Below are 12,109 nucleotides of genomic sequence, written 5' to 3' on the forward strand. Positions count from 1 at the left end.
ACCGGTGCACTCTGTCCGATTATCGGACACGACTGGTAATGTGTCAGTCGTGGTGGACCCCGTTCTCAGTGAGAAGCGCCGCCGCGCCGGCCGTCTCGGCGCGCAGGCCCGCTGGGGAAGCCGTGCCCCCGGCGATGGCAACGAGCCACGTGGTGGCAACGGCGATGGCAACCCGCATGGCATGTCGCACCTGAAGACCACTCGGCCGCTGGCGGCGCTGCGCGCGGGCCGCAACGACTGGTATCGCATCTCGACCAGGGCCGACGCCGACGTCGCTGTCGTGGACATCTACGACGAGATCGGCTACTTCGGCATCACGGCCCAGAGCTTCGTGCGCGACCTGCGGGCGATCAACGCGGCGGAGATCGAGCTGCACCTGAACACGCCCGGCGGGGACACGTGGGACGGCATCGCCATCTACAACGGGCTGCGTGACCACCCCGCATCGGTGACCGTGATCGTCGACGGGCTGGCCGCGTCGGCTGGCTCGTTCATCGCTCAGGCCGGCGACCGGGTCGTGATGAACCGCAGCAGCGAGATGATGATCCACGACGCGTGGGGCTTCTGCATCGGCAACGCCGCAGACATGACCGAGATGGTCGCGCTACTCGACCGCATCTCAGGCGACGTCGCCGGGATCTACGCCGACCGCGCCGGCGGCACGGCCGACGAGTGGCGCGCCGCCATGAAGGCCGAGACCTGGTACACGGCGGACGAGGCTGTCGCGGCCGGCCTGGCCGACGAGGTCAACGGTGCTGGCGACGGCGACGCGAAGAACAGCTTCGACCTGTCGATCTACTCCTACGCCGGCCGTGCCGGCGCTCCCGCTCCCGTCATCCCCACCTCGGCGCCGGCGCCCGCCGCTGCCGACCCGGACCTCGCTGTGATCACCAGCGGCCTGAAGGAGGCCTTCGCATGAGCCCCACCGCCGTGAAGCTGGAGGACATCACCGCCACCTCCAGCGTCGCCGACTTCGAGGCCGTCCTGGCCGACGACGCCAACATCAAGACCCTGATGGCGGAGAAGAAGTTCGGCGAGTTCGTCAAGGACTACGCCGACGCCAAGACCCGCACCCACCAGGAGGTCCTCACCCAGGTGCGGGAGGAGGTGCAGGCGTCGATCCAGGAGTGGGTGAAGGAGTCCGGCGGCAAGCTGGCCCGGCCGAACCTCACCCCCGACCAGGCCGACGAGGTGCGGACGAAGGCTCAGCGCGCGAAGACGTACAACGCGAAGGCGCCCGGTGCGGCGATCGACTCGAGCGAGCACGCGCCGGCGGACATGGCCGAGTTCTTCCAGGGCATCTGGCACAACCTCAACCACCTCGACGCCAGCGAGCAGCTGCGCATGAAGCAGTCGGAGTGGAAGCGGATCCAGAACTCGTACGGGTCGGCCGTGCCGGCCGACGGCGGGTTCCTCATCCCCGAGGTGCTGCGCTCGGAGATCCTGCAGCTGGCGCTCGAGGAGAGCATCGTCCGCCCGCGTGCGCAGATCATTCCGATGTCCAGCCTCGCGGTGCCGATCCCGACCGTCGACGAGACGTCGCGGGCGTCGACGGTGTTCGGCGGCATGGTCGCGTACTGGACCGAGGAGGGCGCCGCGGCCACGGTGTCGCAGGCCAAGTTCGGGCGCGTGCGTCTCGAGGCGAAGAAGCTCACCATCTACAGCGAGGCGCCCGACGAGCTGATCGCCGACGCGCCGGCGTTCGGTGGGTTCATCGGCGCCAACATGCCGAAGGCGATGGCGTTCGAGGAGGACGACGCCTTCATCACCGGCAACGGTGTCGGGCAGCCGAAGGGCGTTCTGCACTCGAGCAACGGCGGCCTCATCAAGGTGCCGCGGGCCACGCTGAACCTGGTCGGGTTCGCCGACGTGGTGAACATGTTCACGCGCCTGCTGCCCGGCTCCTACTCGAACGCGGTGTGGATGTGCTCGCCGGCGGTGATCGCGCAGCTGCTGCAGCTCGCGCTGACCCGGGGCACGGACGGCATCGCGTCGCCGCCGCTGTGGCTGACCGGCGGGCAGGCCATCGGCGACAAGCCGGTGACGCTGCTCGGCCGGCCGCTGATCGTGTCGGAGAAGGTGCCGAACCTCGGCTCCACCGGTGACCTCGCGCTGGTCGACTTCTCGCACTACCTGATCGGCGACCGGCAGGTCATGCAGGCGTCGAGCTCGCCGCACTTCAAGTTCAGCTCCGACGTCACCGCCTTCAAGATCGTCGAGCGGGTGGACGGCAAGCCCTGGGTGCCGACCCCGCTCACGCCCCGCAACGGCGGCCCGACCCTCTCCCCGTACGTGGCGCTCAGCGCGGCCACCAGCTGACCGACGACGCCAGCCGGGGCGGGCATTCACACCCCCGTCCCGGCCCGTTCCAACCGGCACTCAACCCCCGCACGGAAGGCAGATCATGAAGGCTCTCGGCAGGCTCTTCGACGTCGGCGTGGCCGTCGTCCCCGTCGACCTCGGCACCGCGGCGAGCACGGGCAAGCGGCTGCACCTGACGAACTACGGCGGCGTCGCCATCGTCGGCTTCCTCAACAACGGCACCGCCGCGCAGGCGCCCGTCTTCGACGTCCAGGAGCACACCGCCGCGAGCTCCGGCACGACCCGCGACCTCGACGTCGTGGCCACCTACTACGTCAAGTCGGCGGCGACGCTGGCGGGCACCGAGACCTGGACCGAGGTCACGCAGGCGGCCGCGTCGGAGATCACGAACGCCGACTGGGACGACGCGAACCAGGTGCTGGTCGTCGCCGAGGTCGAGGCGACGGCGCTGTCCGCGGACTGCGAGTGGATCTCGGTCACCATCACCGACCCCGGCACGGCCCAGGTCGGCGCCGCGCTCTACATCATGTACGACCTCGCCATCCAGCGGGCGCCGCAGAACCTGGCCAACCCGCAGGCGTAGACCAGCGATGACGATCTGGCTGTGCCGCCGCTGCACCGCCCGCTTCGCGGTGGGGCTGGCGGCGTGCCCGCAGTGCGGGTCGGTGATCCACCACGAGGAAGGGGCAGACATGCCCGGCAAGACCACCCGCCACGGAGGCGGCACCACCGCCAACCTCGAGGTCGTCACTGGCGACTTCACCGTCGACGAGGCCGCCGCGGCCGCGGTCGCCTCGGCCGCGCCGTCCCCGTTCGACACTCTCAGCGCCGACGAGCTGAAGTCCGCGTGCGAGGCTCGCGGCCTGGCGAAGTCGGGCTCCAAGCCGAAGCTCATCGCCCGCCTGGTCGAGCACGACGCCCAGCACCCCGGCGACCTGGGCGCCGAGGTCACCGCCGGCGGCGACGCCGACGAGGTCGTCGACGAGCTCGCGTCCGAGTACGACGTCTTCGACGAGGACGTGCTGCGCGCCGAGTGCGCCGAGCGCGAGCTGCCGACCGACGGCGACAAGGCGCAGCTCGTCGCCCGCCTGGTCGAGCATGACGCCGCCCAGGCCGCCGAGCAGGCCGCCAAGGAGGCCGGCTCCGATGGTGATGGGTGAGGACCTTCTCGCCATCTACGCCGAGGCCGCCGACGAGCGGCGCGCAGAGCAGGCCCAGCGCCCGGCCGCGTGCCCGAACGACGGGACTCCCCTCGAGGCCGGCCCTCGAGGGGAGCTGCACTGCCGCTTCGACGGCTGGCGGTGGCCGGACAACCGAACCGACTGACCGGAGGAGGACAAGATGGCGAAGTTCGCGCCCGACGCTGTGCTGGACCGGCCGATCGACGACGTCGCGTCCTCGACCCGGTACACGGTCCTGTCCGGTCAGCCGTCGAACTTCGCCGGCATCGCCGCGCTGCTGCTGGCCTCGACCACCGTCGACGCCGGCGACTTCACCAAGAGCAACGGCACCGTGTCCGGCCGCCGCCTGACGGTGGCCGCGCAGTCCGGGTTCAACGCGTCCGCGACCGGGCAGGCGACACACGTCGCGCTCGACGACGGCACGACGCTGAAGTACGTCACCACACTCGCCGAAGCGCAGAACGTCACCGAGGACAACCCGCTCAGCCTGGCGGCGTGGGACATCGAGTTCGAGGACCCGCAGTGAGGTCCGCCGATGGCTGAGCACACGATCTTCGGCGCCGACCCGTACCCTGGCACGCTCGCGCTGGCCACCGACGGCGACCCGAACATCGTCGTCAGCAACGGCTTCTACACGTTCACCGCCGGCGCGGACGGCTGGACGTGTGTCGGTGCCCGCCTGTACGTGCCGGGCTCGGTGAGCCTGGGCGGGCCGGTGGCGGTGGGCATGTGGGCCTACGCGGGCTCGAGCGACGGGCCTGACCTGTCGGCCGAGCCTGTCGTCGAGGGCATCATCGCCGACCCGGTCACCGGGTGGAACGAGGTCCGCTGGACGGGCGTCGAGGTGACGCCGGGTGTGCCGTGGTGGATCGGCTACGACCTGGGCGGCGGCGACTACCTGGCCGCCACCGACCTGTCGACGGGCTTCATCCAGGCGGCCGACGGCGCCACCGTGGTGCTGGGCGAACAGACCATGATCGACCTGGGGTCCCGGGCGTACTTCCGCATCGGCGCCGGCGCGACCGAGGGCGCCGGCGCCAACGGGTTCGGAGTCGACGTCATCGTCGACGACCAGGAGTCGCCGGCCGTGCTGCTCGTGCCGGTGTCGGCGCGGCACGGACACCGGGCCGGGTCGCCGGCGCTGACGCAGACGCACCTGCTGGCGCCGTCGTCGACGCGGCACGCTCACCGCGCCTCCAGCCCGGCGCTGGCGACGCAGACGGGTGTGCCCGGCACCATCGGCGCGGGGCCGGCGGCCGCGGTCCCTGGGACCGTGCAGGCGGGCACGTCGGCGGGGATCCCGGGGGTGGTCCGGTGAACGCCTGGTACTGCACCCGCCAGGACGTCATGGGCGCCCTGGACGTGAAGGTGACCGCGCGCGCCGAGCGCGACGTCGACCGCGCGGCCGCGAATGCGGTGGGCGCCGTCGACGCGCTGACGCGGCGCCGGTTCCACCCGTGGACCGGCACCCGCTACTTCGACTGGCCGTCGCGTGACCAACCGACGCCGTGGCGGCTGTGGCTCGGCCAGAACCTGCTGGTGACCGCGACCACGGTGCACAGCGCCGCCGTGCTGCTGGACCCGGCCGACTACTTCCTTGAGCCGGTGAACGACGGCCCGCCCTACGACCGGCTCGAGCTGAACCGCGCGAACAGTGTCGCGTTCGGTGGCGGCCCGACCTACCAGCGCACGGTCGAGATCGCCGGCGTGTGGGCCGGCGCCCCGGTGGTCGAGGTGCCGATCGGGGTGCTGGCCGGGGCGCTGTCGCCGGACCCGATGGCGTCGGCGAACATCACCCTGACCACGCCGCAGGTCGGTGTCGGCGACGTGCTGCGCATCGGCAGCGAGCGCGTGTCGGTGCGTGAGCTCACGATGGTCGACACCGGGCAGGACCTCGCGACGCCGCTGTCGGCGTCCGCGGCCGGCACGCTGGTGGCCGTCGCCGATGGCGACGCGTTCGCGGCCGGGCAGACGATCCTGCTCGACGCCGAGCGGATGCTGGTCGTCGACGTCGCCGGCAACAACCTCGTGGTGAAGCGGTCGTGGGACGGCACCGTGCTGGCCGCCCACACCGGCTCCAGCATCTTCTCCCGCACTGGGCTGGACCTGGTGCGCGGCCAGCTGGGCACGGCCGCGGCTGCGCACGACTCCGGCGCCACCATCTACCGGTGGGAGCCGCCGGCGCTGATCAACTCGCTGGCGATCGCCGAGTCGATCAACCAGTTGCGTCAGGAGAACACCGGCTACACCGACACCGTCGACAACCAGAACGAGTGGAACACCAGCGCGCTGCACAAGCTGCGCGAGGACGCCGCCGCCGAGTGGGGCCGCCGCGCCAGGACGGCGGCGATCTGATGGGCGGCGTGATCGTCACCTCGAGGGGCCCGCTGTTCGACGGCCGCGCCGGGCAGGCCATCGCGGCCGCCGTCGACAAGTCCGTCGACACCGTCGCCCGGGACGCCGTCGACGAGGTGCGGGCCATCCTCAGCGCCGACCTGCAGAACGCCACCGGCTACTACGAGTCGCAGATCCAGACCGAACGGCAGAGCGACAGCCAGGTGGTGAGCGACGCCGGCGTCGTGTACGGGCCGTGGCTGGAGGGCGTGAGCTCGCGCAACGCGTCGACCGGGTTCGCCGGCTACGGCCAGTTCCGCCGCGCCGCCGATCGGGTGCGGCAGCAGGCCACCGAGACTGCCGAGCAGGTGGTGCGTCAGCACCTGTCGGGGGTGCGGTGATGGACGTGTCCGGGATCGTCGACGGCCTGGTGTCCCACGCGGCGGCGCTGGGCCACTTCGAGCGGGTCAACACCCATGAGCCGCAGTCGCCGCCGGGGAACGGGCTGCACTGCGCGATCTGGGCCGACGACATCGGGCCGGCCCGCAACCAGTCCGGGCTGAACCGCACCAGCGTGCGGGCCGTGTTCATGGACCGGATCTACGGGCGCCAGCTCGAGCGGCCGGAGGACGAGATCGACCCGAACATGCTGCGCGCCACGGACGACCTGATGGGCGCCTACTCCGGCGACTTCACCCTGGGCGGGCGGGTCCGCAGCATCGACCTGCTCGGCCAGAGCGGCACGCCGCTGAGCGCGAAGGCCGGCTACGTGAAGATCGCCGACGCCCAGTACCGGGTCATGACCATCACCGTGCCGATGATCATCAACGACGTCTGGGAGCAGGTGGGCTGACATGGCCAAGCAGACCGGCATGGGGGACAACCTCTACGTCGACGGGTTCGACGTCTCCGGCGACACCCAGTCGCTGGGCCGCATCGCCGGCGGCCCGGCCCCGCTCGACCTGACCGGCATCGACAAGTCGGCGTTCGAGCGCAAGGGCGGGCTGCGCGACGGCGGCATCGACTGGACGGCGTTCTGGAACCCTGAGAACGCGCACCTCGCGGTGTCGACGCTGCCCCGCGCCGACCGGGTCGTCAGCTACTTCCGCGGTACCGCGCTCGGCTCGCCGGCGGCGTGCATGGTGGCGAAGCAGATCGGCTACGACCCCACCCGCAACGCCGACGGCTCGCTCACCGCGGCGCTGCAGACGCAGGCCAACCAGTTCGGCATCCAGTGGGGGCGCCAGCTCACCGTCGGCCGGGAGACGTTCACCGCGGCCGCGGACACCGACGGCCTCAACCTCGGTGCGGCGGGCGCGTTCGGGTTGCAGGCGTTCCTGCATGTGCTCGCACTCGACGGCGACGACGTCACGGTCACGCTCGAGGGGTCCAGCGACGACGGCGCCGGCGACGCCTACGCCGCGATCACCGGGGGCGCGTTCACTGAGGCGACCGATGTTGGCGCGCAGCGCATCGCGACGGCAGCGAACCTGGCCGTCGAGCAGTGGATCCGCGCCGCGGTCACCGGCACCTTCACCTCGGTCGACCTGGCCGTGGTGGTCGTCGTGAACGAGACGGCGGTGGTGTTCTGATGCAGCAGCGGCCCATCAACATCATCGACCCGAAGCTGCCGGCGGCCGCGATGAAGACCTACGCCGTCATCGCCAACCCGCAGACACACTTCCGTGCGGGCACCTGCGAGGAGGCCGGGTGTCTGGCGTTCCGGCACGGCTGGGCGACGGCCGTCGACCAGCGCACCGAGCTCGGTCAGCGCCAGGCCGCCTACATCCGCACCCGGTCGGGTCGGGCGTTCACCGAGGACGTGGACGCGCTGGGCCGGGTGACGTTCACGTTCCTGCCCGGGCAGCCGTGCTTCACCGAGCACCGGGTCCGGCTGGAGCGTGAGCCGCTGTACGTCGTCCGCGGTGGCGACTTCCGAGGCAACCCGCGCGGCACCCGCCCGCGGGTGCACACGTCCGCGGCCTCGTTCGTGGACGACTTCGCCAGCCACCAGCAGGGGCTGGCCGACCGACTGGAAAGGGGCTGACCATGGCCAACGCCCTGACGCCCCGACTCTGCGCGTGCGGCTGCGGCGAGTACGCCGCCGTCGATCAGCGCCGCAACCGCGTCAGCCGATTCATCAGCGGCCACAACGCCCGGCTGAGTCACCCGATGTCGGGACGCCATCACACGGAAGAGGTCAGGGCCCGGCTGGCGTCGTACACCGGTGAGCGAGCGTCGGCCTACAAGCACGGGTGGTCGCGGACGCCCACCTACAAGACCTGGCAGTCGATGCTGGGCCGGGTCGACGACCGGCGCAACGCCAGCTATCCGCTGTACGGCGGCCGCGGCATCACGGTCTGTGACCGGTGGCGCACCTTCGAGAACTTCCTCGCCGACATGGGCGAGCGACCCGCCGGGATGACCCTCGACCGCATCGACAGCGACGGGAACTACACGCCCGGCAACTGCCGCTGGGCCACCAGGAAGGAACAGAACGCGAACCAGCGCGACCCCGGCGGCTGGAACACCCGTCGCCGCAACATGGAAAAGGAGACGGCGCAATGAAGGAAACCGGGCTGGGGTGGACCACGCTCGACGTCGACGACGCCGCCGGCACCCCGCAGGACATCCGCAACGACGTCACGAACTTCAACTTCGCCACCCCGCGGGGGGTGCAGGACGTCACCGGCATCGACAAGTCGGCGTTCGAGCGGCTGCTGCTGCTCGCCGACTTCTCGATCACCCTGAACGGGGTGTTCAACGACGCCGCCTCGGACGCCTCGCACATGGTGCTGCGGACGGTGCCGTCGACGTCGGTGGCGCGGACGACGACCATCGTCATCTCGGGCCAGTCGCTGCCCGTCGAGGCGCTGTACACCGACTACGCGCTGACCCGCAACGCCGACGGCTCGCTCACCTGGACCGCGCCGGGTGTGCTCGCCAACGGCGCGGTCCCGACCTGGGCGACGGCCTGACCCACTGACGGGCGCGGCGGCCGGCCGGGCATCCCGGCCGCCGTGACCCTGCCTGTACCTGAGAGGGGAGCCTCACCATGGGCTTCGAGGTCAACCTGACCACGCTTCGGCTGCGGTTCACCGACCCGTCGTTCGACGGTGCGCAGGTCACCGTGCGCATGGTCGACGGCGACACCCTGGCTGCGGCCGCCGAGCTGAAGGACGTGGACATCGCCACGGTCAGCCCGGACATGCTCAAGCAGCTGCTCGACGGGTTCGCCGACGCGCTGATCGATTGGAACCTCGAGATCAAGGGTCGCCGGGTCAACCCGACCCGCGCCGGTCTTCGCAAGTTCGACGTCCTGTTCCAGCTCGAGCTGGTCAAGGCGTGGCTGTCCTCCTACGGCGAGGTGCTCGAGGCGTTGAAGGCCGCCGGCCAGGAGGCGGCGGAGCTCGAGTCCACGCTGAAGGTGGCGCCGCTGACGCACCAGCCGTAACCGGCACACCGACACCGACGGCGGGGAGGAGGCGGGCGGCGTGACCAACGTCATCGACATCGAGATCACCGGCAAGGACAACTCCAAGGCCGCGGTCACGTCGGCCACCCAGACCACCGACAAGCTCGGCCAGTCGACCAAGCGCGTCGGGGAGATCGCCACCGGCATCCTCGCCGCCGGCACCTTCCAGGCCATCGGGCAGGCCGTCACCAACTTCTTCAAGGGCGCCATCACCGGCGCCCGTGAGTCGGAGAAGGTGATGGCCACCACCAAGCAGATCATCGAGGCGACCGGTGGTGCCGCCCGCGTGTCCGCAGAGGAGGTGGCCAACCTCGCCGGCGCGATCTCGAAGAAGACCGGCGTCGACGACGAGGCGATCCAGACCGGCGCCAATCTGCTGTTGACCTTCAAGAACGTGAAGAACGAGGCGGGCGAGGGCGCCGACGTCTTCGACCGCGCCACCGCGGCGGCGGTCGACCTGTCCGCCGCCGGCTTCGGCTCCATCGACTCCGCCTCGAAGATGCTGGGCAAGGCGCTCAACGACCCCGTCGCCGGGCTCACCGCGCTGAACAAGGCGGGCGTGACGTTCACCGCGCAGCAGAAGGAACAGATCAAGGCGATGGTCGAGTCGGGCGACGTGCTCGGCGCCCAGAAGATCATCCTGGAGGAGATCGAGTCCCAGGTCGGCGGCACCGCAGAGGCTCAGGCCACCGCCGCGGACAAGGCCAAGGTCGCCTACGGGAACCTGCAGGAGTCCATCGGCGCGCTGCTGCTGCCCGCGCTGAACGCGCTGGCCACTGCCGGAGCTGCCGCCGCGGACTGGCTGGGGAGCCTGCCCGGCCCGGCGCAGGCGGTCGCTGTGGCGGTCGGCACCGCCGGCGCGGCGTTCCTGCTCCTGGCCCCCCGGGTCATCGCCGCACGGGCCGCTCTGGCCGCGTTCAGGGCGGAGTCCCCGCGGGCCGCCGGCGCGATCGGCGCGGTAGCCAAGGCCGCCGGCGGGCTGATGGTCATCAGTGCCGCGCTGCCGTTCCTCGACGACGCCGCCGGGCTGATCGAGAACATCGGCCGCTCCGGCGAGGCGTCGGTGTCCGGGCTGGGCGCGGCGCAGCAGGCGCTCGCCGAGTACACCGCCGGCGGGTCGGCGAACATCGATGCCCTGGTCGGGCATGTCCACAACCTGAACAGCGGGTGGGACCAGAACGCGTTGCGTGTGATCGGGCTGAAGGACACCCTCGGTGGCGCCGAGCAGGACTTCAGGAACATCTCCGACGCGCTGGCCGCGATGGTCGCTGCCGGCCAGGCCGACCAGGCGGAGGAGACCTACGGCCGGATCCGCGAGCAGCTGATCGACGCCGGCGCGAACGCCGACGACGTCGACCGGGCGTTCTCCTCCGTCATCGACGCGCTCGCCGGCGCCGAGGCTCAGGCCGTCAACACCGCGGCCGCCACCGACGAGCTGGCCGGGGCGTCGAAGCTGGCCGGCGACAACGCCGCGATGCAGGCGGAGAAGCTCGAAGAGCTGGCCGGGCAGGCCACCACTGCGGCCGAGGGGATCCTCGCGCTGCGTGACGCCAACCGCGGCGTCGCTGAGGCGTTCGCCACCGCCACCGAGACGATCGCCGCGAACGGCGAGACGGTGGACATCAACACCGAGGCCGGCCGCGCCAACCAGGAGGCCGTCGACAACCTGGCCGGCGCGCACCTGGGCCTGATCCAGAAGCTGATCGACGAGAAGAAGCCGACCGAGGACGTGTCGTCGGCGATGGAGACCATGCGTGCCCAGGTGCGTGAGGCCGGCCTCGCCGCGGGCATGACGGAGGAGGACGTCGAGGGGCTCATCACCGACCTGCTGCAGGTGCCGGGCGACTACGTCGCGCGGGTGGAGGCGGCGAAGACGAAAGAGGCCCAGGATCGTGTCGCCGGGGTGCAGCGGTTCCTCGACAACTTCGAGGGCACGTACACGGCGAACGCGCAGGCGCACGCCGACAGCCGCTCCATCAACAACGCCAACGCCGCGATCAACAACGCCGCCCGCAACCGGTCGTCGACCATCTACGTGCAGACCGCGTTCGCCGGCGGGCCGCTGTCCCCGGACTACCTCGCCACCGGCGGCAACGTCGGCGGCGTCGGCGCTCGTCAGACCGCGGCGACCGGGGGTGCGCGCGGCGGCGCCAACGTCATGGTCGGTGAGCTGGGGCCGGAGCTGGTGGAGCTGCCGTTCGGTACGCGGGTGGTGCCGTCCGGGCAGTCGCAGGCCCGCAGCAGCGGCGGCGCGCCGGGCTACAACCCGCGGCCGGGGAGCACGCCGGGTGAGGCCGGCCTGCTGATGGCGATGGAAGAGCTGCTGGCGAAGATGCTGGGGAAGGGCACCTATTACGAGGACTTCACCTGGAAACAGGCGTCCGGGAATATGAACGCCTGGAACGACCAGATCATGCACCTGATGGACCTCTCGGGATTCAATGCGCACTGGTCGGACCGGGACGCCAACGCGGCGTGGTTGAAGAAGCAGATCGCCTTGATGAAGGCGGAGTGGACGAACCTCGAGGACCTGCCGGAGTACGAGGGCCCGCCGCTCGGCGGTGGCGGCGGTGGAGGTGGTGGCGGGGGCGGCGTCTCGCAGAGGATCGTGCTGGAGTTCCGCTCGTCGGGGTCGGCGGTCGATGACCTGGTGGTTGAGCTGCTGCGCAAGTACATCCGGGTGCGGGGCGGGAACGTGCAGCTGGTGCTGGGGACGGGGCGTGCGCGATGACGTTCCCGGATACGCCGTTGCCGATCACGGTCGAGTTGTTCTACGACGGTGTGTGGAATGCGATCG

General features: G+C 71.0%; 16 protein-coding genes. All 16 read left to right on the forward strand.

Annotated elements, in window-relative coordinates; genetic code table 11:
- Positions 1–4: 4 nt before the first annotated feature.
- The 16 genes from BLV05_RS08105 to BLV05_RS08175 all read left to right on the forward strand — a co-directional run bounded on the left by BLV05_RS08105 (position 5) and on the right by BLV05_RS08175 (position 12,043).
- Entirely contained in the window at positions 5–919 is a 915-nt protein-coding gene (locus BLV05_RS08105; protein WP_152690953.1) for a head maturation protease, ClpP-related, read from the forward strand.
- Positions 916–2,319 carry a phage major capsid protein gene (locus BLV05_RS08110; RefSeq protein ID WP_046771233.1) on the forward strand — a complete coding sequence of 468 codons (1,404 nt, stop codon included), beginning with the start codon at positions 916–918 and terminating at the stop codon, positions 2,317–2,319. Before BLV05_RS08105 ends, BLV05_RS08110 begins: the two co-directional genes overlap by 4 nt.
- Before the next feature lie 85 nt (positions 2,320–2,404).
- Entirely contained in the window at positions 2,405–2,905 is a 501-nt protein-coding gene (locus BLV05_RS08115; RefSeq protein ID WP_046771232.1) for a hypothetical protein, read from the forward strand.
- 7 nt (positions 2,906–2,912) lie between these two features.
- On the forward strand, positions 2,913–3,482 hold the full coding sequence (locus BLV05_RS08120) for an SAP domain-containing protein (RefSeq protein ID WP_046771231.1): 570 nt from the start codon (positions 2,913–2,915) through the stop codon (positions 3,480–3,482).
- Positions 3,469–3,648, forward strand: a complete 180-nt coding sequence (locus tag BLV05_RS35635; protein WP_152690952.1) for a hypothetical protein — start codon at positions 3,469–3,471, stop codon at positions 3,646–3,648. The genes BLV05_RS08120 and BLV05_RS35635 overlap by 14 nt, the downstream gene beginning before the upstream one ends.
- Before the next feature lie 15 nt (positions 3,649–3,663).
- The gene (locus BLV05_RS08125; RefSeq protein WP_046771230.1) at positions 3,664–4,029 is read left to right on the forward strand and encodes a hypothetical protein; all 366 of its coding nucleotides are present in this window, start codon (positions 3,664–3,666) and stop codon (positions 4,027–4,029) included.
- A gap of 9 nt (positions 4,030–4,038) precedes the next feature.
- Complete coding sequence (locus tag BLV05_RS08130) at positions 4,039–4,821, forward strand: hypothetical protein (protein WP_046771229.1); 783 nt, start codon at positions 4,039–4,041, stop codon at positions 4,819–4,821.
- Positions 4,818–5,858 carry a hypothetical protein gene (locus BLV05_RS08135; RefSeq protein WP_046771228.1) on the forward strand — a complete coding sequence of 347 codons (1,041 nt, stop codon included), beginning with the start codon at positions 4,818–4,820 and terminating at the stop codon, positions 5,856–5,858. Before BLV05_RS08130 ends, BLV05_RS08135 begins: the two co-directional genes overlap by 4 nt.
- Positions 5,859–5,866: 8 nt before the next feature.
- Positions 5,867–6,238: a hypothetical protein gene (locus tag BLV05_RS08140; RefSeq protein WP_152690951.1), complete on the forward strand. Its 372-nt coding sequence runs from the start codon at positions 5,867–5,869 to the stop codon at positions 6,236–6,238.
- Positions 6,238–6,690: a hypothetical protein gene (locus BLV05_RS08145; RefSeq protein ID WP_046771226.1), complete on the forward strand. Its 453-nt coding sequence runs from the start codon at positions 6,238–6,240 to the stop codon at positions 6,688–6,690. Before BLV05_RS08140 ends, BLV05_RS08145 begins: the two co-directional genes overlap by 1 nt.
- A gap of 1 nt (position 6,691) precedes the next feature.
- A complete protein-coding gene (locus tag BLV05_RS08150; RefSeq protein ID WP_046771225.1) occupies positions 6,692–7,429 on the forward strand; it encodes a hypothetical protein in 738 nt (245 codons plus the stop codon).
- Entirely contained in the window at positions 7,429–7,884 is a 456-nt protein-coding gene (locus tag BLV05_RS08155) for a hypothetical protein (RefSeq protein ID WP_046771224.1), read from the forward strand. Before BLV05_RS08150 ends, BLV05_RS08155 begins: the two co-directional genes overlap by 1 nt.
- Positions 7,885–7,886: 2 nt before the next feature.
- Positions 7,887–8,405, forward strand: coding sequence for a hypothetical protein (locus tag BLV05_RS08160; protein ID WP_052762886.1), 519 nt, complete (start codon positions 7,887–7,889; stop codon positions 8,403–8,405).
- Positions 8,402–8,815, forward strand: coding sequence for a hypothetical protein (locus BLV05_RS08165; RefSeq protein ID WP_197683581.1), 414 nt, complete (start codon positions 8,402–8,404; stop codon positions 8,813–8,815). Before BLV05_RS08160 ends, BLV05_RS08165 begins: the two co-directional genes overlap by 4 nt.
- Positions 8,816–8,892: 77 nt before the next feature.
- Complete coding sequence (locus BLV05_RS08170) at positions 8,893–9,291, forward strand: hypothetical protein (RefSeq protein WP_046771223.1); 399 nt, start codon at positions 8,893–8,895, stop codon at positions 9,289–9,291.
- 40 nt (positions 9,292–9,331) lie between these two features.
- Positions 9,332–12,043, forward strand: a complete 2,712-nt coding sequence (locus tag BLV05_RS08175; RefSeq protein WP_046771222.1) for a hypothetical protein — start codon at positions 9,332–9,334, stop codon at positions 12,041–12,043.
- The last annotated feature ends 66 nt before the right edge of the window (positions 12,044–12,109 follow it).

The sequence above is a fragment of the Jiangella alkaliphila genome, from assembly GCF_900105925.1.
GTDB lineage: Bacteria > Actinomycetota > Actinomycetes > Jiangellales > Jiangellaceae > Jiangella > Jiangella alkaliphila.

Excerpts from the sequence above, each read along its gene's own strand:
- BLV05_RS08120 (WP_046771231.1), top strand. The coding sequence starts at position 2,913 with ATGACGATCTGGCTGTGCCGCCGCTGCACCGCCCGCTTCGCGGTGGGG.
- BLV05_RS35635 (WP_152690952.1), top strand. The coding sequence starts at position 3,469 with ATGGTGATGGGTGAGGACCTTCTCGCCATCTACGCCGAGGCCGCCGAC.
- BLV05_RS08150 (WP_046771225.1), top strand. The coding sequence starts at position 6,692 with ATGGCCAAGCAGACCGGCATGGGGGACAACCTCTACGTCGACGGGTTC.
- BLV05_RS08160 (WP_052762886.1), top strand. The coding sequence starts at position 7,887 with ATGGCCAACGCCCTGACGCCCCGACTCTGCGCGTGCGGCTGCGGCGAG.
- BLV05_RS08125 (WP_046771230.1), top strand. The coding sequence starts at position 3,664 with ATGGCGAAGTTCGCGCCCGACGCTGTGCTGGACCGGCCGATCGACGAC.
- BLV05_RS08170 (WP_046771223.1), top strand. The coding sequence starts at position 8,893 with ATGGGCTTCGAGGTCAACCTGACCACGCTTCGGCTGCGGTTCACCGAC.
- BLV05_RS08145 (WP_046771226.1), top strand. The coding sequence starts at position 6,238 with ATGGACGTGTCCGGGATCGTCGACGGCCTGGTGTCCCACGCGGCGGCG.
- BLV05_RS08155 (WP_046771224.1), top strand. The coding sequence starts at position 7,429 with ATGCAGCAGCGGCCCATCAACATCATCGACCCGAAGCTGCCGGCGGCC.
- BLV05_RS08115 (WP_046771232.1), top strand. The coding sequence starts at position 2,405 with ATGAAGGCTCTCGGCAGGCTCTTCGACGTCGGCGTGGCCGTCGTCCCC.
- BLV05_RS08130 (WP_046771229.1), top strand. The coding sequence starts at position 4,039 with ATGGCTGAGCACACGATCTTCGGCGCCGACCCGTACCCTGGCACGCTC.
- BLV05_RS08110 (WP_046771233.1), top strand. The coding sequence starts at position 916 with ATGAGCCCCACCGCCGTGAAGCTGGAGGACATCACCGCCACCTCCAGC.
- BLV05_RS08165 (WP_197683581.1), top strand. The coding sequence starts at position 8,402 with ATGAAGGAAACCGGGCTGGGGTGGACCACGCTCGACGTCGACGACGCC.